This is a genomic window from Microbacterium sp. SORGH_AS_1204 (assembly GCF_030818935.1).
In the GTDB taxonomy this organism is placed as follows: Bacteria; Actinomycetota; Actinomycetes; order Actinomycetales; family Microbacteriaceae; genus Microbacterium.
The window spans coordinates 1,771,590-1,796,175 of record NZ_JAUTBD010000001.1 but is presented as its reverse complement, the minus strand read 5'-3'; the positions used below and the strand labels follow the sequence as shown (position 1 = coordinate 1,796,175).

Here is a 24,586-nt window from a genome sequence, read left to right as displayed (position 1 = left end):
CGAAGTCAGCCGGAGGGGCAGGATGCCGACGGAGTTTGTGCACATCGCGGAGGTTGTGCGCGGGTGCGCCCACGACCTCACCCGTCCTCCACAGGCCGACCTTGTCCCCGAAAGCGACGGGATGCGTCCTCGCGCGCGCGGCGGTCGCGGAGCATGTGGTCATGCAGATCGATCGCGTACGCGCCGTCGCCGACCGCGTCGCCGAGCTGGGCGGCGTGGCCCGACCCACGCGACTCGTACGGGAAGGCCACGGGCGTCGCCAGGTCTCGGAGGCCGTTTCACGCGGTCTCGTGGCACGAGTGCGGCGCGACTGGATCGCGAGCCCCGGCGCCGACGAGTACCTGGTCGCGGCGGCGAGGACCGGAACCGTTCTGTCCTGCGTCACGGCCGCGGAACGACTCGGACTCTGGGTGCACGAGCGTCCACCCCAGCCGCACGTCGCCCATCCCGGGCGGGGGAAGATCGCCGCGACGACAGCGGTCGTGCATTGGCAGCGCGCGATCGTTCCTCGGCATCCTGATCTTCTCGAAGACGGCATAGAGAACGTGCTGATGACCGTCGCCGCGTGCCGCCCCTACGAACAAGCCCGCGCGGTGTGGGAGTCGGCGCTCAACAAACGACTCGTCGACCGGCCCAGGCTGGAGCGACTTCCCTGGGTCGGCGTCGCGCGGCGCCTCGCGCAGGAGGTGACGCCCTGGGCGGACTCGGGACTGGAGACCTACTTCGTGACGCGCCTGGGCTGGCTCCGCCTGCCGATTCGGACGCAGATATGGATCGAGGGTCACCGCGTGGACTTTCTTATCGGGGAACGACTCGTGGTGCAGACCGACGGCGGTCACCATGTCGGCCGACAGCGGTCGGAGGACATCCGGCACGATGCAGCGCTCATGCTGCTCGGTTTCCGCGTCATCCGCGTGAGTTACGAGCTGGTGGTGCATCGATGGCCCGAGGTGCAGGAGCAGATCATGCAGGCGGTGGCGCAAGGTCTTCATCGCGCGTGAATCGCACGGGTGCGCCGGGGGTTTCGGCGTCCGGCGACGTGCGCAAGGTCGGTGGTGTGCACAAAGTCAGCGGGAGGCGCGGGATGCCGACGGAGTTTGTGCACATCGCGGAGGTTGTGCACGGGTGGGACGGCGCGCGCACAGCCCGCGCTGTGCGCAAGGTGAGAGATGTGCATAAAGTCAGCGGCAGGGTGCGGATGCCGACGGAGTTTGTGCACATCGCGGAGGTTGTGCACGGGTGGGACGGCGCGCGCACAGCCCGCGCTGTGCGCAAGGTGAAAGATGTGCACAAAGTCGGCGGGACGCGCGGGATGCCGACGGAGTCTGTGCACATCGCGGAGGTTGTGCACGGGTGGGGCGGCGCTCGTGGGCGCGCGGGGATCCCGACTTTCCGCACGCGGTCCAGGAACGCGGGTAGGCTGAGGCTTCCCCACCGAACACTTCGAGGTTTCGTCATGCCTTCACAGCTTTCCCGCCGCGTGCTCTCCACGGTGGCGGTCGCCGCGGTCGCCGCCCTGTCGCTGTCGGCGTGCGCCGGCTCCGACCCCGAAGCCGCGGGCGACGGCGAGATCGTCTGGGCGATCGAGGGCGCGAACCTCTCGGCCGGCAAGATGGACCCCCAGACCAGTCAGCTCGACGTCACCGCGATGGTGCAGCGCGCCGTGCTCGACTCGCTCGTCTTCCAGGAGGCCGACGGCTCGTTCTCGCCGTGGCTCGCGAGTTCGTGGGAGGTCGAGGACGGCGGCGCGAGCTACCTGTTCACGCTGCGTGACGACGTCACCTTCCACGACGACATGCCGTTCGACGCGGCGGCCGTGAAGGCGAACTTCGACCGCATCGCCGACCCGGAGACGGCGTCGGCGCAGGCGGCATCCGTGCTCGGCGGCGAGCTCTATGCCGGCACCGACGTGGTCGACGACCACACCGTGCGCGTGCGTTTCACGCAGCCGTACGCACCGTTCCTGCAGGCGGCCAGCACGGCGCTGCTCGGCTTCTACTCACCCGCCGTGCTCGAGACGAAGGCCGATCAGCTCGCCGCGGGCGGACCCGGCGTCACGGTGGGTACCGGCCCGTTCGAGCTGACCGAGTACACGCCCGACCAGGACATCGTGTACACCCGCAACGACGACTACACCTGGGGCCCCGACGGCGCCGGGAAGCCGAGCTTCCAGACGCTGCGCGTCGACATCCTGCCCGAGGCGTCGGTGCGCGTGGGCGCGCTGTCGAGCGGCCAGGCCGACGTCGTGACGAACCTCCCGCCGAACCTCGTCAGCCAGGTGCCCGCCGACGCCACGGTCGAGTCGCTCGAGTACCCGGGCCTGCCCTACTCGCTCTTCCTCAACGAGAAGTACGGCGTCTTCGCCGACGAGAAGGTGCGCCAGGCGTTCACCCGCGCGATCGACGTCGACACCGCGGTGCAGGAGATCTTCTTCGGCCAGTACCCCCGCGCGTGGAGCATCCTCGGTTCCACCACCCCCGGCTACGACGCGAGTCTCGAGAACTCGTGGCCCGTCGACCAGGCCGCCGCCAACGCCCTGCTCGACGAGGCCGGCTGGACGGGACGGGATGCCGACGGCGTCCGCACCAAGGACGGCCAGCGCCTCACGGCTCGCTGGATCGCCTGGACCCCGGTGCCCGACGACCGCGCCGCCCTCGCCAACGCCGTGCAGAGCGACCTGAAGGCGGTCGGCTTCGACCTGCAGCGCGAGGTGCTCGAGCCCGGTGCGTACAACGAGCAGTACGGTCCCAAGACGTTCGACGTCACCGACTGGGGCTTCTCGGGCGTGGACGCCGATCTGCTGCGCAGCCACCTCGAGACCGACGGTTTCCAGAACGCCTCGCAGGTGAGCGACCCGGCCCTCGACGCGCTGCTCGAAGAGGGCGCGTCGACGACCGACCAGGCCGCGCGCAACGCCGTGTACGCCCAGGTGCAGCAGTGGAACGCCCAGCACGCCGCCATCGTGCCGCTGTACAGCCCCTCGCTCATCAGCGCCGTGCGCCCCGATGTCACCGGCCTCACGTTCGACCTGTACGGTCGCCCGCTGTTCGCCACCGCCTCGGTCGGCTGAGCTCGGACCCTCGGATGCCACGACCCCGCCCTCGCGCTCTGCTGAGTCGCCTCGGCGGAATCGTGGCATCCGTCGTCCTGGTGCTGTGGGGGGCGGCGACGCTGGCGTTCGTGGCGTTCCGGATCATCCCGGGCGATCCGGTCGAGGTGATGCTCGGGCCGCAGGCCCAGGTGAGCGACGCGGTCAAGGACGGGATGCGGGCCGACCTCGGGCTCGACCGACCCGTGGTCGAGCAGTACGGCGCGTTCCTCGGACGGCTCGTGCGCGGCGACCTGGGGGAGTCGTACCAGCTCCGGCTCCCGGTGGCCGAGGTCATCGGCCGTCAACTCGGACCGACGCTGCAGCTCTCGGCCCTCGCGCTGGTGATCGCGGTGGTGCTGGCACTGGCATCCGCCCTGCTCGTGCGGGGGCGCACCGGGCGGGCCGTGGCATCCGGGGTCGAACTCGTCGTGCTGTCGTCGCCGGTGTTCTGGACGGGCCTGGTGCTGCTGAGCGTGTTCTCGTTCCAACTCGGGTGGTTCCCGGTGTCGGGGGCACGGGATGCCGCCGCGATCGTGCTGCCGGCGGTGACCCTCGCCCTGCCGGTCGCGGCGCTGCTGTCGCAGGTGCTGCGCGACGGGGTCGAGGCGGCGGAGCGCGAGCCGTTCCTGCTGACGGTGCGCGCCCGCGGGGCGGGACCGCTTCGCGAGAGCCTGCACCACTCGCTGCGCCACGCGAGCGTGGGGGGAGTGACCCTGGCGGCGTACCTGGTGGGGTCGTTGCTGGGCGGTGCGGTGCTGGTGGAGACGGTCTTCGCGCGACCCGGGATCGGGCGCGTGACGCTCACGGCGATCACCGACCGCGATCTGCCGGTCATCACGGGCGTGATCATGTTGAGCGCGCTCGTCTTCGTGCTCGTCAACACGCTGGTCGACCTGGTCGTGCCGCTCATCGATCCGCGACCGCGCAGCGCGCCGGCGGCGCTGCGCGTGCGCGCGGGGGCGCCGGCGTGAGCGTCGTCGGGGCGGGTGCGGCAACGCGGGGCGGCGACGTCGACGACGTCGCGGTGCGGTCGGCGGTGGCCTCGTGAGCGTCGCTCCTAGCCGCGGCCGGACGCGCCGACGCGGTCGCACGGTCGCTCTCTCGGTCGCCGGCGCGGTGCTCGCGATCATCGCCCTCGCCGCTGTCGCTCCGGGGCTGGTGGCGACGCACGATCCGCTCCTCACCGACGTGCGCGCGGCGCTGCAGCCGCCGAGCGCGGCGCACTGGTTCGGCACCGACCAGAGCGGACGCGATGTGTACTCGCGCGTCGTCTTCGGCGCCGGACGCTCGGTCGGGATCGGCCTGCTGGCCACCGGACTCGCTCTCGCCATCGGGGTCGTCACCGGCTCGCTCACCGCGGTCGCCCACCGTCTCGTCGACACCGTCGCGATGCGCATCGTCGACGTGCTTCTGGCGTTCCCCGAGTTCCTCGTCGCGCTACTCGTGGTGGCGGTGCTCGGACCGGGGCCGACGAATGTCGCCCTCGCGGTGACGATCGCCGCCGTGCCCGTGTACATCCGCCTGGCGCGGGCGCAGACCCGCACGCTCGCCGCCGCCGAGTACGTCGAGGCCGCGCGCATCAGCGGCGTGCCCGCGGTGCTCGTGCACGTACGGCATGTGCTGCCCGGCGTTCTCGGGGCCGTGAGCGTGCTCGCGACGATCGGGGTGGGCACCAGCATCCTGGCCGCCGCCGGTCTCAGCTTCCTCGGCCTCGGCCCCACCGAGCCCACGCCCGAGTGGGGGCTCATGTTGTCGGCCGGGCGCAACCTGCTGCTGCAGGCGCCCTGGGTCGCCGTGTTCCCGGGGCTGGCGATCACCGCGACGGTGGTCAGCGTGAGCGTGGTCGGGCGGACCTTGCGCGCGCGGACCGAGGAGCGTGGGGCATGAGCGTGGTCGGACGGACCTTGCGCGCGCGGACCGAGGAGCGCGGGGCATGAGCGGGCGGGATGCCGGGGTGCCCGGCGCAGACGACGCCGCACGGCGCGTGAACGAAAGGGATGCCGATGCGACAGACGCTCCGCCGACGGCGGGGGCCGCGGATGCCACCCCGCCGCGCGCCGGGGGAGCCGCTGCCGCCCGCCGCGAAGCACCGCCCGCGTCCGGTCTCCACCTCCGCGGCCTGCGCATCGCCGGCCCTTCAGGTGCCATCGTCGACGGCCTCGACCTCGACGTCGCGCCGGGGGAGTGCGTCGCGATCGTGGGGGAGTCCGGCGCCGGCAAGTCGCTCAGCGCGCGGGCTCTGCTCGGCATCGTGCCCGACGGCCTCACGAGCGCCGTCGACGCCCTCTCGGTCGACGGGGTCGACGTCCGCGCGGCCACCGAGAGGCAGTGGCGTGCTCTGCGCGGCCGCCGCATCGCCCTGGTCTCGCAGGACGCGCTCGTCTCGCTCGACCCGCTGCGCCGCATCGGCGCCGAGGTGGCCGAGCCCATCCGCATCCACGACCCCTCCGTCCGCGGCGCAGCCCTCGCCGCACGCGTGCGCGGAAACCTCGAACGCGTCTCGCTTCCCGAGCCCGACCTGCGCGCCCGGCAGTACCCGCACGAGCTCTCCGGGGGACTGCGCCAGCGCGCGCTCATCGCCTCGGCACTCGCCGCGACGCCGTCGGTTCTCGTGGCCGATGAACCGACGACGGCCCTGGATGCCACGGTGCAGGCGCGAGTGCTCGACCTCGTGCGCCGCATCGCCGACGACGGGGTGGCCGTGGTCTTCATCAGTCACGACCTCGGCGCCGTCGCGCGGGTGGCCGATCGCATCGTGGTCATGCATGACGGGCGTGTGGTCGAGACGGGCGTCACGGCCGAGGTGCTGGCATCCCCCGGGCATCCGGTGACCCGCGAACTCGTCACGGCCGTGTCGCATGAACCGCTCGCTCGGGCCCCGCGCACCGATGCGGCTCTGTTCACGGCCACGCGGGTGAGCAAGCGGTTCGGCGATCGGGTCGCCGTCGACGACGTGTCGTTCGAGGTGCGTCGCGGTCGCACGCTCGCCGTCGTCGGGGAGTCGGGGTCGGGCAAGACGACGCTCGCGCGCATGGTGGTGGGGGTGACCGCGGCTGACGCGGGGCAGCTCGTCTTCGACGGACGTCCGTGGGGCGTGTCGATCGCCCGCGGGGCGGACCGGCGGCGTGTGCAGCTCGTGCAGCAGAATCCGTGGGGCGCGCTCGACCCGCGATGGAGCGTCGGCCGCACGCTCACCGAGGCCGTGGCCGCGGCGGGGGTGGCACGCTCCGACCGGCGGCGCACCGTCTTGGCGCTGCTCGACGAGGTGGGGCTCACAGCCGCCTTCGCCGGGCGGCGACCCGCCCAACTGTCCGGCGGTCAGCGCCAGCGCGTCGCCATCGCCCGCGCCCTCGCCGTCTCGCCCGACCTGCTCGTGCTCGACGAGCCGGTGTCGGCGCTGGATGCGACGGTGCGCGCGCGGATCCTCGACCGGCTGAGGGCGCTGCAGGCCGAGCGCGACCTCGCGATGGTCTTCGTCACGCACGACCTCGACGTGGTGGCCGCGATCGCCGACGACGTGCTGGTGATGAAGGACGGGCGGGTCGTCGACGCGGGCCCGCTTGCGACCGTGTTCACCGCGCCGCGGCATCCGTTCACCCGTGAGCTGCTGGACGCCGCCGGCCTCGGCCCCGGCGCGTCGCCCTGACCGCGTAGACTGGAGTGATCAGCACCGATCCGGCCATCACCGGGGAGCTCGCGGAAGAACGTCCGGTCCTTCGACACGCTCGAGGACCGAATCACTAGAACCGCGCGGGGCAGGCCCGTCACAGCCGCAGTGAGAGCGGCATCGGCCCCTGAGCTCGTCGAAGGGTCCGGCGCAATGCAGGGTGGTACCGCGGTCCGCATGGATCGTCCCGGCGAGCAGACCTCGACCCGCGGAGTGACATGACCTACCCACGCCCCTCATCCTTCGGCCCCGCCGCCGACGCGTCTTCCTCGGATGCCACGGCCCCGGCGACCGCGCAGGGCGCCGCCGCGACGGCATCCGTCGTCCCCAGCCCTCGCTTCCCCCAGATCGAGAACGACACTCTTGCGTTCTGGGCGGCCGACGACACCTTCCGCGCCTCGATCGCGAACCGCGAGGGCGCCGAGGAGTGGGTGTTCTACGACGGCCCGCCGTTCGCCAACGGCCTGCCGCACTACGGGCACCTGCTGACCGGGTACGCCAAGGACGTCTTCCCGCGCTTCCAGACGATGCGCGGCAAGAAGGTCGACCGCGTCTTCGGGTGGGACACGCACGGCCTGCCGGCCGAGCTCGAGGCCATGAAGCAGCTCGGGATCACCGAGAAAGACGAGATCGAGGCCATGGGTGTGGCGACCTTCAACGCCAAGGCCCGCGAGTCGGTGCTCGAGTACACGCGCGAGTGGCAGGACTACGTCACCCGTCAGGCGCGCTGGGTCGACTTCGAGCGCGGGTACAAGACGCTCGACACCACGTACATGGAGAGCGTCCTCTGGGCGTTCAAGACCCTGCACGACAAGGGCCTCGCCTACGAGGGGTACCGCGTGCTGCCGTACTGCTGGCGCGACGAGACGCCGCTGTCGACGCACGAGCTGCGCATGGACGACGACGTCTACAAGATGCGGCAGGACCCCTCGGTCACCGTCACCTTCCCGCTCGTCGGCGCGAAGGCCGAGGCGCTGGGCCTCACCGGCGTCCGGGCGCTCGCGTGGACGACGACGCCGTGGACCCTGCCGACGAACCTCGCTCTCGCGGTGGGCCCCGGCATCCGTTATGCCGTCATCGAGGGCGGGCCGAACGGCGCCGCCGACGTGCACACGACCCCCGACGGCACGCCCGACGAGGCGTTCGAAGCCGTCGCGCACCGCTACCTGCTCGCCGAAGATCTGCTGGCGAACTACGCCAAGGATCTCGGGTACGAGAGCGCGGATGCCGCCCGCGCGGCCGTGCAGACGACCATCTCGGGCGCCGAGCTCGAGGGCGTCTCTTACGACCGCCTCTTCGACTACTACGCCGATGCCTCCGTGTGGGGCACGCAGGACGCCTGGAAGATCCTCGTCGACGACTACGTCACCGTCTCGGACGGCACGGGCATCGTGCACCAGGCTCCCGCCTACGGTGAGGACGACAAGCGCCTCGCGGATGCTGCGGGCCTGCCGACGATCATCTCGCTCGACGACGGCGGCCGGTTCCTCTCGGCCGTGACCGACGTCGCGGGGGAGCTGTGGCTGGACGCCAACCGCCCCCTCATCCGCCTGCTGAAGCAGGAGGGCCGGCTGCTGCGCGAGGCGTCGTACGAGCACTCGTACCCGCACTGCTGGCGCTGCCGGAACCCCCTCATCTACAAGGCCGTGTCGAGCTGGTTCGTGCGCGTGACCGACATCAAGGACGACTTGCTGGCGAACAACCAGCGAATCACCTGGGTGCCCGAGAACGTCAAGGAGGGCCAGTTCGGCAAGTGGCTCGAGGGCGCGCGCGACTGGTCTATCAGCCGCAACCGCTACTGGGGCTCGCCGATCCCGGTCTGGAAGAGCGACGACCCGAACCACCCGCGCGTCGACGTCTACGGCTCGCTCGCCGAGATGGAGGCCGACTTCGGCCGCCTGCCGGTGAACGCCGACGGCGAGGTCGACCTGCACCGTCCCTACATCGACGACCTCACACGCCCCAACCCCGACGATCCGACGGGTCAGTCGACGATGCGCCGCATCGAAGACGTGCTCGACGTGTGGTTCGACTCGGGCTCGATGCCGTTCGCGCAGGTGCACTACCCGTTCGAGAACCACGAGTGGTTCGACGAGCACGCCCCGGCCGACTTCATCGTCGAGTACATCGGGCAGACCCGCGGCTGGTTCTACGTGATGCACGTGCTCTCGACCGCGCTGTTCGACCGCCCGGCGTACACCGGCGTCTCGTGCCACGGCATCGTGCTCGGCAACGACGGGCAGAAGATGTCGAAGTCGCTGCGCAACTACCCCGACGTGCGCGAGGTCTTCGACCGCGACGGGTCGGATGCCATGCGGTGGTTCCTCATGTCGTCCAGCGTGCTGCGGGGTGGAAACCTCGTCGTGACCGAGGAGGGCATCCGCTCGGGCGTGCGCGAGTTCCTGCTGCCGCTGTGGAACGCGTGGTACTTCTTCGCGACCTACGCCAACGCTTCGGGTCCCGGCGGGTACACCGCCGAGTGGCGCACCGACTCGACCGACGTGCTCGACCGGTACATCCTCGCGCTGACCGGCGACCTCGTGCGCGATGTCGCCGCCGACCTCGAGGGCCTCGACTCCACGACCGCGGCCGAGCGCCTGCGCGACTTCGCCGAGGTGCTGACCAACTGGTACATCCGCCGCTCGCGCGACCGCTTCTGGGTGGGCGTGACCGACGATCCGTCGAGCCGCGAGGCCTTCGACACGCTGTACACGGTGCTCGAGACGCTGACGCGCGTCGCGGCCCCGCTCATCCCGCTCGTCTCGGAGCGCGTGTGGCAGGGCCTCACGGGCGGCCGCAGCGTGCACCTCGAGGACTGGCCCGACGCGTCGGTCTTCCCCGCGGCGGCAGACATCCGCACCGCGATGGACACGGTCCGTGAGGTCTCCAGCGTCGCCAACGCCTTGCGCAAGAAGGAGGGCAAGCGCGTGCGCCTGCCGCTGCCGCGTCTGACGGTGGTGACCCCGGATGCCACGGGCTTGGCGCAGTTCGACGACATCCTGCGCGAAGAGCTGAATGTCAAGGCCGTCGAGCAGGTCGCCCTCGAAGAAGGCACGGCGGGGGAGTACGGCATCACCCACCGCCTCTCGGTGAACGCGCGCGCCGCGGGCCCGCGCCTCGGCAAGCAGGTTCAGCAGGCCATCAAGGCCGCCCGCGAGGGCGATTGGAGCGAGGTCGACGGTCGGGTCGTCGCCGGCGGCATCCCGCTGGAGCCCGCCGAGTACGACCTCGTCGTCGAGACCGCCGGTCGCCCCGAAGGCGAAGCTCTCGCGGTGCTGTCGAGCGGAGGTTTCGTGCTGCTCGACACCGTCACCACCCCCGAGCTCGAGGCCGAGGGCTTGGCGCGCGACATGATCCGCGGCATCCAGGACACCCGCAAGGCCGCCGGCTTCGACGTGAGCGACCGCATCTTCCTGTCGCTGACGTTCGTCGACGACGCCGACGCGCAGGCCGTCGCCCAGGCGTTCGAGGTCGCGGGTGTGGCATCCGAGACCCTGGCGGAGGCGGTCGTGCTGGCCGGTCCGCAGGGCCGACTCATCAAGCGCGGCGCGGCCCTGCCCGCCGAGTACGAGACGCAGATCGCCGCCAAGACCTACGCGAACGCCGGCGCCGTCACGGTGGCCGTCGCCCGGATCGGAGGAACCGCATGAGCGACCGCACCCGGGCCGACGCCGTCTACGGCGCGCTGCTGGAGCGTCAGGGCGAGCAGTGGGTGCAGCCGCGCGTCGAGCGCACGCGCCGCGTGCTCGAACTGCTCGCCGACCCGCAGCGCACGTACCGCGTGATCCACGTGACCGGCACGAACGGCAAGACCTCGACGAGCCGCATGATCGAGAGCTTGCTGCGCGCGATGGGGCTTCGGACGGGCCTGTTCACCAGCCCGCACCTTGAGCGGTTCACCGAGCGCATCCTCATCGACGGCGAGCCCGTGTCGGATGCCGCGATCGCTGACGCGTGGGACGAGATCCAGCCGTTCGTCGACATGGTGGATGCCGAGCTCGCGGCATCCGGGGACGCTCCGCTGACGTTCTTCGAGCTGCTGACGGTGCTGGCCTTCGTCGCGTGCGCGGACGCGCCGATCGACGTGCTCGTGCTCGAGGTCGGCATGGGCGGAGAGTGGGACTCGACGAACACCGCCGACGGCGACGTCGCCGTGTTCACCCCCATCGACATCGACCACGTCGACCGGCTGGGCTCGACCGTCGCCGAGATCGCCACCGTCAAGGCCGGGATCATCAAGCCGGGCGCCGCGGTCGTCTCGGCCGAGCAGCCCGCAGAGGCGCTGCGCGTCCTCCGCGCCCGGGCCGAGAAGGAGGGCGCGACGCTCGCCGTCGAGGGCTCCGCGTTCGGTCTCGAGGCGCAGACGCTCGCGGTGGGCGGGCAGCAGCTCACCGTCCGCGGTGTGGCCGGAAGCTACCCGGAGGTCTACCTGCCGCAGTACGGCGCCCACCAGGGACACAACGCCGCCCTCGCCGTCGCCGCGGTCGAATCGCTCATCGGCGGGGGCACGCAGCCCCTCGCCGCCGACGTCGTCGCCGACGGCCTCGGCACCGCCACCTCGCCCGGGCGCCTGCAGCTCGTCGGCACCGCTCCGACCGTGCTCGTCGACGCCGCCCACAACCCGCACGGCGCTCGCGCGCTGGTCGCCGCGCTCGACGAGTCGTTCGACATCGACGAGTGGGGCGCCGTGGTCGGCATCCTCGACGGCAAGGATGCCGCCGGCATCGTGTCGGCGCTCGTTCCGGCCGTGGCGCGCGTGTTCGCCACCGCGCCCGACAGCGACCGCGCCACCGATCCCGACGCGATCGCCGACGTCGCCGAGGCCGCGGATCTGCCTGTCACCGTGCACCCCACCCTTGAGGACGCCGCGGACGCCGCGCGCTCGTGGGCCGCGGAGTCCGACCGCCGCGCCGTGGTGATCGCGGGAAGCGTCGTGCTCGCCGGGGAGGCGCTGCGCCTGTCGGAGCTCGAGGACTGGAAGGCCGGGTGGCAGGCGTGAGTCCGCGCGAGCCCCGGGTTCCACGCCCCCGTCGTCAGCGCGGAGCGTTGGAGTCGCTCGGCGCCGTCGTGCTCGGCTTCGAGTCGATCGTCGTCTTCCTCGGCGGGCTCGTCGTGTACGGCCTCAAGGCGCTGCCGTTCGGCATCGAGCCGTGGTGGGGGATCGTCGGCGGTGTCGTGATGGCCGTCGCGATGGTCGCGGTATCGGGCATGCTCCGGCACCGCTGGGCGCTGTTCGCCGGATGGGGCCTGCAGGTCCTGCTCCTGCTCGGCGGTTTCCTCGTGCCGGCGCTGGCGGTGGTCGCCGTCATTTTCGGCGGCATGTGGGCGTATGCGACGATCAAGGGAGCGGCGCTCGACCGACGCAACGCCCGGTTCGCCGCTGACCCCGACCTCTCGAACGGAGAATGACCCATGGCCACCGAAGAGACCCTCGTCCTGGTCAAGCCCGACGGCGTCGCCCGCGGACTGACCGGTGCGATCCTCGCCCGCATCGAGGCGAAGGGCTACGCCCTCGTCGACATCCGCCTCGTCGAGCCCGACCGTGAGACCCTCGCCCGGCACTATGCCGAGCACGAGGGCAAGCCGTTCTACGAGCCGCTGCTGGAGTTCATGCTCTCCGGCCCCTCCGTCGCCATCCGCCTCGCCGGCAACCGCGTCATCGAGGGCTTCCGCTCGCTGGCCGGCACCACCGACCCCACCACCGCCGCCCCCGGCACGATCCGCGGCGACTTCGGCCGCGACTGGGGCCTGAAGGTGCAGCAGAACCTCGTCCACGGCAGCGACAGCGTCGAGTCCGCCGAGCGCGAGCTCGCGATCTGGTTCGCCTGACCCCGGATGCCGTGAAGGCCGTCACCCCATGAGGGTGACGGCCTTCGTCGGTGCGCAGGGTGGCCGGCGGGAATCGCTGAGGCCCTGAGCGGAGGCCGACCCTCCAGGAGTCCGCGCACAAAGTCAGTGATGTGCGTCACATCAGTGGCATCCGGGGCCATCGGGCGGAGTTCGTGCACATCGCTGAGGTTGTGCACGGCCTCCGATGTCGCGGGGGGCTGTGGGTACGAAGTCGGTGTCAGGGCAGTCGCACCCGGGGCGGGCGGAGCTCGCGCAGACCGCCGAATTCGGGCCCGGCGCGTGAGACCGGTCCCTTCGACAGGCTCAGGGACCTCGGCCGTCGAACCCGCGGGATCAGAACTGCGCGAGCACGTTCAGGCGCACCTGCGCCAGCACCGCGACGACGGCGAACGCGACGATCGTCATCAGCGGCACCCACACGAAGAGGCGGTCCGCCACCTCGCGGACCCGCGCGCCGGGGAGGACGCCCTCGCGCAGAACGTGCAGCGTCACGACGAAGAACGACGGGATCACCACCGACCACGTCACCATGCACCACGGGCACAGGGTCGACAGCACGAACAGGCTCTGCGCGATGAGCCAGATCACGAACGACAGGGCGAAGGCGAAGCCGAGCCAGAACAGGGCCCAGAACCACCGCGCGAATCGGGCACCGGCCAGGAGCGCGGCTCCGACGACGATCGGGGCGATCCACGCGCCGAGGCCGATGATCGGGTTGGGGAAACCGAAGACCGCTCCCTGCGCGGACTGCAGGTTGGTCGAGCACTGCACGAGCACGCTGAAGTCGCAGGATGCCGCCTCGCCCGGGTTCTGCAGCTGGTGGAAGCGCTCCATCGTCAGGGAGAACGCCGCCCACCAGCCGATCACGCCGGCGAAGATCAGCCAGACCGCGACGACGATCGGGCGACGAGGGGTGACGGTTTCGCTCATGCCGCAATCCTGCCACCGCGCGGTTTCGGGGTCGCTGAGGGCGCGGCATCCGCACCGGACGGCAGCGCCGAGGGCGTTCCGCGGACGGCGAACGGACGCGTCCGCTGGTCGTGACGCCGGTCCGTGCGATAATGAAGGCTGATGTGACCGCGGCCGCGCTGCAGGAACATCACCAGAAGACTTCGGGCGATGACCGCCCTTCGCAGCACGCGCCACAGGCCTGCTGCAGACCGAATGAGTTCGCGGCCCCGCCGGGTGCGGCGCCGCATGAGATTTCGTCGGGCGACGCGCGGTGTCGCCCGCCAGGGAGAAACCCCGATATGGCCGATGTGACCGACGATCAGACCCCCGCCGACGAGACGACGCCCGACACCCCCGACGCACAGGCGCCCGACACCACGGCTCCCACGGAGGCTCCGGCCGACACCGATGCCGGCTCGGTCGACGAGGAAGAGGCGGCGGTTCAGGATGCCGTCGAGGCCGCTGCCGACGACACCCAGGAGCCCGCGGTGCTCGCGGCCCATGCCGCACCGGCCGGCGGCGACGAGACGCCCGCCGCCGACGACGCGACGACGCCCGCAGAGAGTGACGCCCCCGCATCCGCTGACGCCGAGGCGGCGACGGATGCTCCGTCGTCCGACGCGGCGTCCGAAGCCGCTGGCGCACCGGCGGTCGAGGCCGCTGACCTGCCCGCGGGCGACGACGCAGCCCTGACGAGCGTCGTCGATGCCGAGGTCGCCCCCGTGGCATCCGGTGCCGACGACGCGGCGGCGAGCGAATCGACGGCCGCCACGGAGTCCGACACCGACGCCTCGGCCGAGCCGGCGTCGACCACGGACACGAAGGCTGCCGCCGCAACCGAGGCTCCGTCCGAGCCCGCGGCGGCCGCCGAGCCCGAAGTCCCCGCCGAGCCGCAGAAGCCGGCGCGCCCGACGGCGGTCTCGCTCGGACTGCTGCCGGAGAACTTCGTCTCGGCCGTGACGACGGCGCTGCACTTCTACGCGCCCGAGCTGCCGCCCCTCCCCGCCCGCGAGACGTACTTCGACCGCGACGACCGCGACGACGACGGCCCCGCCGAGCGCGGGTCGGCCAATGCCCGCCGCCGCAACCGCCGCCGCGGCGGCAGCGATGCGGCCCCCGTCGAGCAGAACGACGCGCCCGCCGCGCCCGTTCGCCAGCGCGCCGTCGAGGTCATCACCGAGCCGCAGCGCATCAAGGGCTCGACGCGTCTCGAGGCCAAGAAGCAGCGTCGCCGTGACGGCCGCGAGGCCGGACGCCGTCGCCCCGTCGTGACCGAGGCCGAGTTCCTCGCACGCCGCGAGGCCGTCGACCGCGTCATGGTCGTGCGCTCCAAGGCCGGTCGCATCCAGATCGCCGTGCTCGAAGACAACGTGCTCGTCGAGCACTACGTCGCCCGCAATCAGGACGCCTCGCTCATCGGCAACGTCTACCTCGGCCGTGTGCAGAACGTGCTGCCCAGCATGGAGGCGGCGTTCGTCGACATCGGCCGCGGTCGTAACGCGGTGCTCTACTCCGGCGAGGTCGACTGGGACGGCGTCGAGACCAACAACCAGCCGCGACGCATCGAGCTCGCGCTCAAGTCGGGCGACCGCGTGCTCGTGCAGGTCACGAAAGACCCCGTGGGCCACAAGGGCGCTCGCCTGACGAGCCAGATCTCGCTACCCGGCCGCTACCTCGTCTACGTGCCCAACGGCACGATGAACGGCATCTCGCGCAAGCTCCCCGACACCGAGCGCGCCCGCCTGAAGAAGATCCTCAAAGAGGTGCTGCCCGAGTCGTCGGGCGTCATCGTCCGCACGGCGGCAGAGGGCGCGACAGAGGAGCAGCTGACGCTCGACGTGCAGCGCCTCACCTCGCAGTGGGAGCACGTCTCCAGCCAGGTCAAGACGATCCAGGCCCCGTCGCTGCTGCACTCCGAGCCCGATCTGCTGGTCAAGATCGTGCGCGACGTCTTCAACGAGGACTTCACGCGCATGCTCATCCAGGGCGACGAAGCGCTGCAGACGATCTCGAGCTACCTCCAGGGCGTCGCGCCCGACCTGCTCGAGCGGGTCGAGAAGTACGAGGGCGAGCAGGACCCGTTCGACGCCTTCCGCGTGACCGAGCAGATCGAGAAGGCCCTCGACCGCAAGGTCTGGCTGCCCTCCGGCGGATCGCTCGTCATTGACCGCACCGAGGCCATGACCGTCGTCGACGTCAACACCGGCAAGTTCGTCGGCTCGGGCGGCAACCTCGAAGAGACGGTCACCAAGAACAACCTCGAGGCGGCCGAAGAGATCGTGCGCCAGCTGCGCCTGCGCGACATCGGCGGCATCATCGTCGTCGACTTCATCGACATGGTCCTCGAGTCCAACCGCGACCTCGTGCTGCGCCGCCTCATCGAGTGCCTCAGCCGCGACCGCACGAAGCACCAGGTCGCCGAGGTGACCTCGCTGGGTCTCGTGCAGATGACCCGCAAGAAGCTCGGTCTCGGACTGCTCGAAACCTTCAGCGAGGCGTGCGAGGTGTGCGCCGGTCGCGGCGTCGTCGTGCACCACGACCCCGTGGTCAAGCACCGGCCCACCGGCTCCCCGAACGGTGGCGGAAACGGCAACGGCTCCTCCAACCGTCGCGGACGCGGAGGCAACGGCGGCTCGACGAACGGCGCATCGGCATCCACCGCGAACGGCGGCCAGAACGGCGCCGCGGCGGCCCCGAACGGCGGCACGCACGTCATCACCGAGGGCGTGAAGTCGGCGCTCGCGCAGATCGCGGCATCCACCGTCAAGCCGAGCATCGACGACCCCGCCGTCGTCGAGGCGGCTGTCGTGGCATCCGTCGAGGCCGTGCTCGACGCCAAGACCGAGAACGAGGCGCCGGCCCCGGCGCGCGAGAAGCGTCCGCGCAAGAAGCGCGAGCCGAAGGCGCCGCGCACCGAGAAGGACGCGCTACTGGAATCGGTGCTCGAGGCGCTCCCCGAGCCGAAGGCGCCCGGTCAGGGGCGCTCGCGCCGCCGCGTCACGACGGCCGCCCTCACCGGCACCCCGGTCAACGCGCAGCCGCCCTCCGAGGCGTAAGAGGCGTGCGAGGTGCCGGGGTCCGGCGTCCCCTCGATGGGACGACGGATGCCGGCACCTCAGCCGTTCCGTGAGGACAGACGGATGCCGCAACGTGGCGTCCATCTGTCGATAAACGCCATCCGCGGGGGAACACACATCGTCGGCGCGTTTCCCCCCGCGGATAGCGTTTATCGCGGCCAGCGGTGCCCCGACGCGCCGCGGTGCCCCGCCGCGCGGCCGCGCCCCGCGCTGGGCGGGCGCAGCCAGCGCCGACGGCCGCGGCATTCCCTCAGACGCCGCCCCGGCGCTCCCGCGCGGTGATGCGCAGGCCCGAGGCACGCAAACGACGCACGAGCTCCTTGCCGCCGATGTGCTCGGCGCCGGCCGCGACCAAATCGGCATGGCGCTCGTCGGGCACGTCGTAGTGGTCGCGGTCGAACGCGCGGCGGGGGATTCCCGTCGCGGCGGCGAAGGCGTGCAGCTCGTCGAGGTCGCTGTCGCTCACCAGGTGCGCCCACAGGCGTCCGTGCGCAGGCCACTGCGGGTCATCGATGAGGATCGCCATCCCGCGATCCTACGATCGACACGCGGGTCGGATGCTTTTGCCGGATGCCGCCCGGTGAGCTAAACTTGACCCTTGGTGCGTCGCGTCCGCCCTACGGGAGCGTGACCCCGCTGACTTTCGTCGGCCGGATCGCACCGAGACTTGGGTCATCAGACCCTCCCAACGTCATCAGACAACCGGAGCCCCGCGCTCCCGAATGAAACAGGTGTGAAGTGGTTTACGCAGTTGTGCGCGCCGGCGGCCGCCAGGAGAAGGTCCAGGTCGGCACGGTCGTCGTGCTCGACCGCCAGAAGGCGAAGATCGGCGAGAGCATCCAGCTGCCCGCCGTCCTGTTCGTCGACGGCGACGCGGTCACGACCGACGCCGACAAGCTCGCGAAGGTCTCGGTCACGGCCGAGGTGCTCGGCGAGGAGCGCGGTCCGAAGATCGTGATCCAGAAGTTCAAGAACAAGACCGGCTACAAGAAGCGCCAGGGCCACCGTCAGGACCTCACGCGCGTCAAGATCACCGGCATCAAGTAAGAGCCAGGAGACGCAGAGATGGCACACAAAAAGGGCGCAAGCTCCACCCGTAACGGTCGTGACTCCAACGCACAGCGCCTCGGCGTGAAGCGCTTCGGCGGTCAGGTCGTCCTCGCCGGCGAGATCATCGTCCGCCAGCGCGGCACGCACTTCCACCCCGGCGCCAACGTCGGCCGTGGTGGCGACGACACGCTGTTCGCCCTGGCCCCCGGTGCGGTCCAGTTCGGCGCGAAGGGCGGCCGCAAGGTCGTCAACATCGTCACCGCCGCAGCGGAGTAATTCCCGCGCTTCGGCGCACGAGGGGGTGGGCGCTGCCCACCCCCTCTTCTTTTTCTCGTCGGCCTCGCCGGCCACACCCGGAAGGACCCGCCATGGTCACCTTCGTCGACCGCGTCACCCTGCACCTGCGTGCGGGCAAGGGCGGCAACGGCTGCGTCTCGGTGCGCCGTGAGAAGTTCAAGCCTCTGGCCGGTCCCGACGGCGGCAACGGCGGCAGCGGCGGCGACGTCGTGCTCGTCGCCGACCCGCAGGTCACGACGCTGCTGTCGTACCACCACTCGCCGCACCGCTCGGCGGGCAACGGCGGCTTCGGCATGGGCGACCACCGCTCGGGCGCCCTCGGTGAAGACCAGGAGCTGCCCGTCCCGCTCGGCACCGTCGTGAAAGACCCCGACGGCACCGTGCTCGTCGACATGCTCACCCCCGGCATGCGCTTCGTCGCCGCGCAGGGCGGCCTCGGCGGCCTGGGCAACGCGTCGCTGGCGTCACCCAAGCGCAAGGCCCCCGGCTTCGCGCTGCTGGGAACCCCCGGCTGGGAGGGCGACGTCGTCCTCGAGCTCAAGACCGTCGCCGATGTCGCGCTGGTGGGCTTCCCCTCGGCGGGCAAGTCGAGCCTCATCGCCGCCGTGTCGGCGGCGCGCCCCAAGATCGCCGACTACCCCTTCACGACGCTGCACCCCAACCTCGGCGTCGTCCAGTCCGGCGACGTGCGCTTCACCATCGCCGACGTTCCCGGCCTGATCGAGGGCGCGAGCGAGGGCAAGGGTCTGGGCCTGGAGTTCCTGCGCCACGTCGAACGCTGCACGGCCCTCGTGCACGTTCTCGACTGCGCCACCCTCGACCCGGGACGCGACCCGCTGAGCGACCTCGACGTCATCCTCGCCGAACTCGGCGCCTACCCGGTGCCCGAGGGGCAGACGCCGCTGCTCGAGCGCCCGCAGATCGTCGCGCTCAACAAGGTCGACGTCCCCGAGGCGCGCGAGCTCGCCGACTTCGTGCGCCCCGATCTCGAGGCCCGCGGCTTCCGCGTGTTCGAGATCTCCACGGTCAGCCGTTCCGGTCTGCGCGAGCTGACGTTCGCGCTGGCCGACGTGGTCGAACAGCACCGCACCGCCACGATCGACGACGCTCCGACCGAGCGCATCGTCATCCGCCCGAAGGGTGCCGAGAAAGACTTCGAGATCAAGGTCGAGGGCGGGACGTACGGCCCGGTCTACCGGATCCTCGGCGAGAAGCCCGTCAAGTGGGTGCAGCAGACCGACTTCCAGAACGAGGAGGCCGTGGGCTACCTCGCCGACCGTCTCGCACGCCTCGGCGTCGAAGACGGCCTGTTCAAGGCCGGTGCGGTCGCCGGCGCCACCGTGGTCATCGGCCCCGGCGACGGCATCGTCTTCGACTGGGAGCCCACGCTCACCTCGGCGGCCGAACTCATGACCGCCCCGCGCGGCACCGACCCGCGGCTCGTGCAGAACTCTCGCCGCACCTCCTCGGAGCGCCGCGAGCAGTACCACGAGCGGATGGATGCCAAGGCGGCGGCCCGCGCCGAACTCGAGGCCGAGCGTCGGGCCGCGCGCGCCGCGGGCATCACCCCCGACGGCGACTCGACGGTGCTCGCCGACGAGGACGACGCCCGGTGACCGCCGAGACCCGCGCCGACATCCCCGGCGCGGCCCGCGTCGTGGTGAAGGTGGGCTCGTCGTCGATCAGCGGCGACGGCGCGCACCGCATCGACACCATCGTCGAGGCGCTCTCGCGCGCGCACGGCGCCGGCACCGAGGTGGTGCTGGTGTCGTCGGGTGCGATCGCGACCGCCCTGCCGCTGCTCGATCTCGGGGGACGCCCGAACGACCTGGCCACTCAGCAGGCCGCGGCCGCCGTGGGCCAGAACGTGCTCATGTGGCGCTATCAGACATCACTCGACCGCTTCGGTCTGCTCGCGGGTCAGGTGCTGCTCACCGCCGGCGACCTCGAGAACGCCACGCACCGCTCCAACGCCCGGCGTGCCATGGAGCGCCTGCTGGGTCTCGGCATCCTCCCGATCGTCAACGAGAACGACACCGTCGCGACCCACGAGATCCGCTTCGGCGACAACGACCGCCTCGCAGCCCTGGTCGCCCAGCTCATCGGCGCCGACGCCCTGGTGCTCCTGAGCGACATCGAGACGCTCTTCACCCGCCCCCCGAGCGAGCCGGGTGCGCGCCCCATCACCGACGTGGAGTGGGGTCACGACCTGTCGGAGTTCGAGTTCGGCGCGGGCGTCGTCAACGGCGTGGGCACCGGGGGAGCGGCCACCAAGGCCTCCGCCGCGAAGCTCGCCTCGACCGCCGGTGTGGGCGTGCTCGTCACGAGCGCCGATCTGGTGGCATCCGCCCTCGCCGGCGAGTCCGTCGGCACGTGGTTCGCCCCCAACCCCGATCCTGTCACCCTCGCCACCGGTCCCGTGGGTGCCGTGGGCGCGCCGGTACACTGAGCGCATGACCGTCATCGCCGCCTCCGTCGACGAGCGCCTGCGTCTGGCGAAAGACGCGGCGCGCGAGATCGCCCTGCTCGATTCCGCGCAGAAGAGCGCGCTGCTGCTCGCCGTCGCCGACGCGCTGATCGCCGGCTCCGACGACATCGTCGCGGCCAACGCCGAAGACCTCGAACGCGGTCGGGCGGATGCCATCGGCGAGGCGCTGCTCGACCGTCTACGTCTCGACGACAAGCGCGTGGCCGCGCTGGCCGCCGCCGTGCGCGACGTCGCCGTGCTGCCCGATCCGGTCGGGCGCGTGCTCGACGAGCGCACCCTGCCCAACGGGCTGCGCCTGCAGAAGGTCGCGGTGCCGTTCGGTGTGGTCGGATCGATCTACGAGGCGCGGCCCAACGTCACGGTCGACATCGCCGCGCTGGCGCTGCGCTCCGGCAACGCCGTCGTGCTGCGCGGGGGATCGGCGGCGCAGAGCACCAATGCGGTGCTCGTCGCCGTCATGCGCGATTCCCTGCAGGCGCAGGGGGTCTCGCCCGAGGCCGTCCAGAGCGTCGACGACTTCGGTCGCGAGGGAGCCCGCGCCCTCATGAACGCCCGCGGACTCGTCGATGTGCTCGTTCCCCGTGGGAGCGCCGGGCTCATCGAGACCGTGGTCACCGAGTCCACGGTGCCGGTGATCGAGACGGGTGCGGGTGTCGTGCATGTCTTCCTCGACGCGACCGCCCGCGACGACTGGGCCCGTGACATCGTCCTCAACGCCAAGACCCAGCGTCCGAGCGTGTGCAACGCCGTCGAGACCGTGCTCGTGCACCGCGGGGCCGCCGACCGTCTGCTGCCGGAGCTGCTGGCATCCCTGTCGGATGCCGGTGTCACCGTGCACGGTGACGAGGCGACCCGCGCGCACGACGAGCGCGTCGTCGCCGCCACCGACGACGACTGGGCTCGCGAGTACGGCACGCTCGACCTCGCCGTACGCGTCGTCGACGATCTCGACGACGCTCTCGCCCACATCCGCCGCTTCTCGACCCACCACACCGAGTCGATCGTGACCGCCGACCAGGCCGCGGCCGACCGCTTCCTCGCCGAGGTCGACTCGGCCGTGGTGCTCGTCAACGCGTCCACCCGCTTCACCGACGGGGGCGAGTTCGGCTTCGGCGCCGAGGTCGGCATCTCGACCCAGAAACTGCACGCCCGCGGCCCCATGGGTCTCGCCGAGCTGACGAGCACCAAGTGGCTCGGGCGCGGCGACGGCCAGGTCCGCGCCTGACCGCCTAAAATGGCTTTGCGCGCCGCGCAGACCACTCGAACGGAGTACTGATGACTTTCGCCACGCTTCTCGCCCACGCCGCTGAAGAGGGCGGTCACCACGGCGGCAACGTGCAGGCCGAGACGTTCTGGATCGGTGCCGTGGCGTTCGTTGTCTTCGTGTGCCTGAGCCTGGTCACGCTGTCGTACCGCAACGTGGCCAACCGTCACGCGCACAAGGCCGAGGCCTACACGCAGAAGCACGGCACTCCCGTCCCCGAGGCGCACGGCCACTGAGGCCCACCATATGTCGGTGACGCGCGCCCCTCGCATCGGGGTCATGGGTGGGACGTTCGATCCCATCCATCACGGTCACCTGGTCGCTGCGTCCGAGGTCGCGCAGTCGTTCGACCTCGATGAGGTGGTGTTCGTCCCCACGGGCCGCCCGTGGCAGAAAGACGACGTCACCGAGAGCGAGCACCGCTACCTCATGACGGTGATCGCGACGGCATCCAATCCGCAGTTCACCGTGAGCCGGGTTGACGTGGACCGCGCGGGCCCGACCTACACGATCGACACGTTGCGCGACCTGAAACAGCAGCGCCCCGGTGCCGAGCTGTTCTTCATCACCGGCGCCGACGCGGTCGCGCAGATCCTGAGCTGGCGCAACCATCAGCAGTTGTGGGATCTGGCGCACTTCGTCGCCGTCTCCCGCCCCGGGCACGTCTTGAACACCGAGGGCCTTCCCTCCGAGAACGTGAGCCAACTGGAGATCCCCGCCCTGTCGATCTCGTCCACAGACTGCCGCGCCCGCGTGCGCCGAGGACACCCGGTGTGGTACCTCGTGCCCGACGGCGTCGTGCAGTACATCGCGAAGCACCATCTCTACCGGAGCAAGGCATGAGCACTCCCGACACCCCCGAGACGCCCGCCCTGACCCGCCGTCAGTTGCGCGAGCTGCGTCAGACCGGCGCGACGCCGATCATCACGCCGCAGATGCAGGCAGCCGAGGCCGAGCCCGCCGCCGAGCCCCAGGCACCCGCTGCGGAGGCCCCCGCCGCCGCACCCCAGCCCGAGGCCCCCGCACCCGAGCCCGAGGCCCCCGCACCCGAGGCCCCCGCCGCCCAGGCCGACGCGCCGTCCGTCATCGAGGCGGTGCCCGGGGCCGATGCGCGGCAGACGCCCGGCGAACAGCCGTCCACCCACGCGCCGCGCATGGGCGCCGCCTCCGCGAAGCGTCCCGCCCCGACCGACGATTCCGCGTCGCCCGCCGCCTTCGGGTCGTACCCCGATGCCTCCGCAGACCTGGGCGTCGCCGGGCTCACGCGCCGGCAGGCGCGCGCGCAGGAGAAGATCCGCACGGCATCCGTGCCCGTCATCAGCCCCGACCTCGAGCCCTCTCCCTCACTCGTCGGCACCTCGACGACGCACGACGAATCGTCGCTGCCGGCCATCTTCCGCCCGGCGGCGGCAGAGGAGCCCGCGCCGGTCGACACCCCCGCGGCGTCGGTCGTGAATCCCGCGCTCGGTTCCGAGCTGCTCGAGGGCGCGACGCCCGACGTCACTCTGCCCGCGTCGTTCGACCAGCTGTTGTCCCGCACCACGGGCGCGACGGGAACCGTCTCGACCCCGAACTCCCTGATCCTGTCGCAGACGCCGGCCGGTGTGCCGCTCGTCGGCCCCGTCAACGCCACCGGCGAGATCATGATCACGGGCACGTTCGACCTTCCCGAGGGGCTCGGCTCCGTCGGGCACGCCCCCGGCACCACCGACGGACGCGACGCCGACGCCGTCCTCCTCGACGGGGAACTCCCCGCCGCCTCGTCACCAACCCCGATCGCCGCGAGCGCCGCGATCAGCACCGTCAAGCAACCCGGCGAGATCATCCGCCCCCCGGCACCCGAGAAGGGGAGCAAGCTCCTCATCGCCCTCATCATCACCACGGGCGTTCTCGCACTGGGGGTGGCCGTCACTCTCGGCCTCGCCTTCACGACAGGAGTCTTCCGATGACCGCCACCACCAACGGCAAAGAGATGGCGCAGATCGCCGCCCTCGCCGCCGACGCGAAGGGCGGCGACGACCTCGTCGCCCTCGACGTGTCGGAGCCGCTTCCCCTCGTCGACGTCTTCCTCTTGGTCACCGGTCGCAACGAGCGCAACGTCGCCGCGATCGCCGACGAGGTCGAAGAGAAACTGCTCGAGGCCGGCCACAAGCGTCTGCGCCGCGAGGGCCGTCAGGAGTCCCGCTGGGTGCTGCTCGACTTCGGCGACCTCGTCGTGCACGTCTTCCACGAAGAGGAGCGCGTCTACTACGGCCTGGAGCGCCTGTGGAAAGACTGTCCCGTCGTGCCCCTCGAGATCCCGACGCCGGCGACGGCCGACTGATACACCCGCTTCGTACGCCCTCGGCCGTTCCAGCCGGGGGCGTTCGTCGTCGCGGCTGTCCCGGCGAGGGCGGCATCTCGCGCGGGCACCCGCGCGGCGCACGCCGGATCAGCCAGCGTCGTCAGCCGTACCGCTCGCGGTAGCGTCGCTCGGCGGCGGGGTGCAGCGCCACCGGAACCGTGTCGATCAGACTCGCCGGCGTCAGATATTGGATGCCGAGCGAGCCGGGCGGCACGAGACGGGCAGCGTCGTCGATGAGCACGTCGACGAGCCGCCGGGCGAGGTCGTCGTCGAGGTCGGGGTGGGCGAGCAGCAGGTTGGCGACACCGATCGCGGGGACGGGCGCGTCTGCGCCGTAGACGCCCGCGGGGATCGTGGTCGACACGTAGGCGTCGGGGTAGCGGCGCAGGAGTGCCGGCAGCACCGGCGTCGTGTCGAGCACGCGGATCGAGGTGCGGTCGGCGAGCTCGGCGATCTGGGGCGTCGGCACACCGCCCGACCAGAAGAGGGCGTCGATGCGGCCCCGCT

At 71.4% G+C, this 24,586-nt stretch carries 22 protein-coding genes; 19 read left to right on the top strand and 3 right to left on the bottom strand.

The genetic code is table 11. The features are described from left to right. Positions 1-161: 161 nt before the first annotated feature. From QE410_RS08175 to ndk, 9 genes are all read left to right on the top strand, one after another. Complete coding sequence (locus QE410_RS08175; protein WP_307330329.1) at positions 162-1,001, top strand: endonuclease domain-containing protein; 840 nt, start codon at positions 162-164, stop codon at positions 999-1,001. Between the two features lie 455 nt (positions 1,002-1,456). Next, the gene (locus QE410_RS08170) at positions 1,457-3,070 is read left to right on the top strand and encodes an ABC transporter substrate-binding protein (protein WP_307330326.1); all 1,614 of its coding nucleotides are present in this window, start codon (positions 1,457-1,459) and stop codon (positions 3,068-3,070) included. Between the two features lie 14 nt (positions 3,071-3,084). After that, positions 3,085-4,062 (top strand): ABC transporter permease, encoded by a 978-nt coding sequence (locus QE410_RS08165; RefSeq protein WP_307330323.1) that lies wholly within the window; start codon positions 3,085-3,087, stop codon positions 4,060-4,062. A gap of 73 nt (positions 4,063-4,135) precedes the next feature. After that, positions 4,136-4,978, top strand: a complete 843-nt coding sequence (locus QE410_RS08160) for an ABC transporter permease (RefSeq protein WP_307330321.1) — start codon at positions 4,136-4,138, stop codon at positions 4,976-4,978. A gap of 46 nt (positions 4,979-5,024) precedes the next feature. Then, positions 5,025-6,737, top strand: a complete 1,713-nt coding sequence (locus QE410_RS08155) for an ABC transporter ATP-binding protein (RefSeq protein WP_307330319.1) — start codon at positions 5,025-5,027, stop codon at positions 6,735-6,737. Positions 6,738-6,976: 239 nt separating this feature from the next. Then, positions 6,977-10,408, top strand: a complete 3,432-nt coding sequence (gene ileS, locus QE410_RS08150; protein WP_307330316.1) for an isoleucine--tRNA ligase — start codon at positions 6,977-6,979, stop codon at positions 10,406-10,408. Then, a complete protein-coding gene (locus QE410_RS08145) occupies positions 10,405-11,757 on the top strand; it encodes a folylpolyglutamate synthase/dihydrofolate synthase family protein (RefSeq protein ID WP_307330313.1) in 1,353 nt (450 codons plus the stop codon). The genes ileS and QE410_RS08145 overlap by 4 nt, the downstream gene beginning before the upstream one ends. After that, the gene (locus QE410_RS08140) at positions 11,745-12,167 is read left to right on the top strand and encodes a DUF4233 domain-containing protein (protein ID WP_307330311.1); all 423 of its coding nucleotides are present in this window, start codon (positions 11,745-11,747) and stop codon (positions 12,165-12,167) included. The genes QE410_RS08145 and QE410_RS08140 overlap by 13 nt, the downstream gene beginning before the upstream one ends. A gap of 3 nt (positions 12,168-12,170) precedes the next feature. After that, positions 12,171-12,587 (top strand): nucleoside-diphosphate kinase, encoded by a 417-nt coding sequence (ndk, locus tag QE410_RS08135; protein ID WP_058231506.1) that lies wholly within the window; start codon positions 12,171-12,173, stop codon positions 12,585-12,587. Positions 12,588-12,941: 354 nt separating this feature from the next. On the opposite strand, the gene QE410_RS08130 is transcribed toward ndk, so the two are convergent. Then, on the bottom strand, positions 12,942-13,538 hold the full coding sequence (locus QE410_RS08130) for a vitamin K epoxide reductase family protein (RefSeq protein ID WP_307330305.1): 597 nt from the start codon (positions 13,536-13,538) through the stop codon (positions 12,942-12,944). A 320-nt stretch (positions 13,539-13,858) separates the two neighbouring features. Between QE410_RS08130 and QE410_RS08125 the strand changes: the two genes are divergently transcribed. Then, positions 13,859-16,615 carry an Rne/Rng family ribonuclease gene (locus QE410_RS08125; RefSeq protein WP_307330302.1) on the top strand — a complete coding sequence of 919 codons (2,757 nt, stop codon included), beginning with the start codon at positions 13,859-13,861 and terminating at the stop codon, positions 16,613-16,615. A gap of 271 nt (positions 16,616-16,886) precedes the next feature. On the opposite strand, the gene QE410_RS08120 is transcribed toward QE410_RS08125, so the two are convergent. Continuing rightward, complete coding sequence (locus tag QE410_RS08120) at positions 16,887-17,162, bottom strand: DUF4031 domain-containing protein (RefSeq protein ID WP_307330299.1); 276 nt, start codon at positions 17,160-17,162, stop codon at positions 16,887-16,889. A 212-nt stretch (positions 17,163-17,374) separates the two neighbouring features. On the opposite strand from QE410_RS08120, the gene rplU reads away from it, so the two are divergent. The 9 genes from rplU to rsfS all read left to right on the top strand — a co-directional run bounded on the left by rplU (position 17,375) and on the right by rsfS (position 24,058). Beyond that, positions 17,375-17,683: a 50S ribosomal protein L21 gene (gene rplU, locus QE410_RS08115; RefSeq protein WP_055836929.1), complete on the top strand. Its 309-nt coding sequence runs from the start codon at positions 17,375-17,377 to the stop codon at positions 17,681-17,683. 18 nt (positions 17,684-17,701) lie between these two features. Continuing rightward, the gene (rpmA, locus tag QE410_RS08110) at positions 17,702-17,962 is read left to right on the top strand and encodes a 50S ribosomal protein L27 (protein ID WP_055836932.1); all 261 of its coding nucleotides are present in this window, start codon (positions 17,702-17,704) and stop codon (positions 17,960-17,962) included. A gap of 92 nt (positions 17,963-18,054) precedes the next feature. Further along, entirely contained in the window at positions 18,055-19,599 is a 1,545-nt protein-coding gene (gene obgE, locus QE410_RS08105) for a GTPase ObgE (RefSeq protein WP_307330297.1), read from the top strand. Further along, on the top strand, positions 19,596-20,432 hold the full coding sequence (gene proB, locus QE410_RS08100; protein WP_307330292.1) for a glutamate 5-kinase: 837 nt from the start codon (positions 19,596-19,598) through the stop codon (positions 20,430-20,432). The genes obgE and proB overlap by 4 nt, the downstream gene beginning before the upstream one ends. 4 nt (positions 20,433-20,436) lie before the next feature. Next, positions 20,437-21,696: a glutamate-5-semialdehyde dehydrogenase gene (locus QE410_RS08095; protein ID WP_307330290.1), complete on the top strand. Its 1,260-nt coding sequence runs from the start codon at positions 20,437-20,439 to the stop codon at positions 21,694-21,696. 50 nt (positions 21,697-21,746) lie between these two features. Then, positions 21,747-21,971: a hypothetical protein gene (locus tag QE410_RS08090; RefSeq protein WP_058231512.1), complete on the top strand. Its 225-nt coding sequence runs from the start codon at positions 21,747-21,749 to the stop codon at positions 21,969-21,971. 10 nt (positions 21,972-21,981) lie between these two features. Further along, a complete protein-coding gene (gene nadD / locus QE410_RS08085; RefSeq protein ID WP_058231513.1) occupies positions 21,982-22,578 on the top strand; it encodes a nicotinate-nucleotide adenylyltransferase in 597 nt (198 codons plus the stop codon). After that, on the top strand, positions 22,575-23,684 hold the full coding sequence (locus QE410_RS08080) for a hypothetical protein (protein WP_307330285.1): 1,110 nt from the start codon (positions 22,575-22,577) through the stop codon (positions 23,682-23,684). The genes nadD and QE410_RS08080 overlap by 4 nt, the downstream gene beginning before the upstream one ends. After that, on the top strand, positions 23,681-24,058 hold the full coding sequence (gene rsfS, locus QE410_RS08075; protein ID WP_058231515.1) for a ribosome silencing factor: 378 nt from the start codon (positions 23,681-23,683) through the stop codon (positions 24,056-24,058). The genes QE410_RS08080 and rsfS overlap by 4 nt, the downstream gene beginning before the upstream one ends. Before the next feature lie 121 nt (positions 24,059-24,179). Here rsfS and QE410_RS08070 read toward each other — a convergent pair whose 3' ends face one another. After that, positions 24,180-24,575, bottom strand: coding sequence for a TAXI family TRAP transporter solute-binding subunit (locus QE410_RS08070; protein ID WP_307334406.1), 396 nt, complete (start codon positions 24,573-24,575; stop codon positions 24,180-24,182). Between the last annotated feature and the right edge of the window lie 11 nt (positions 24,576-24,586).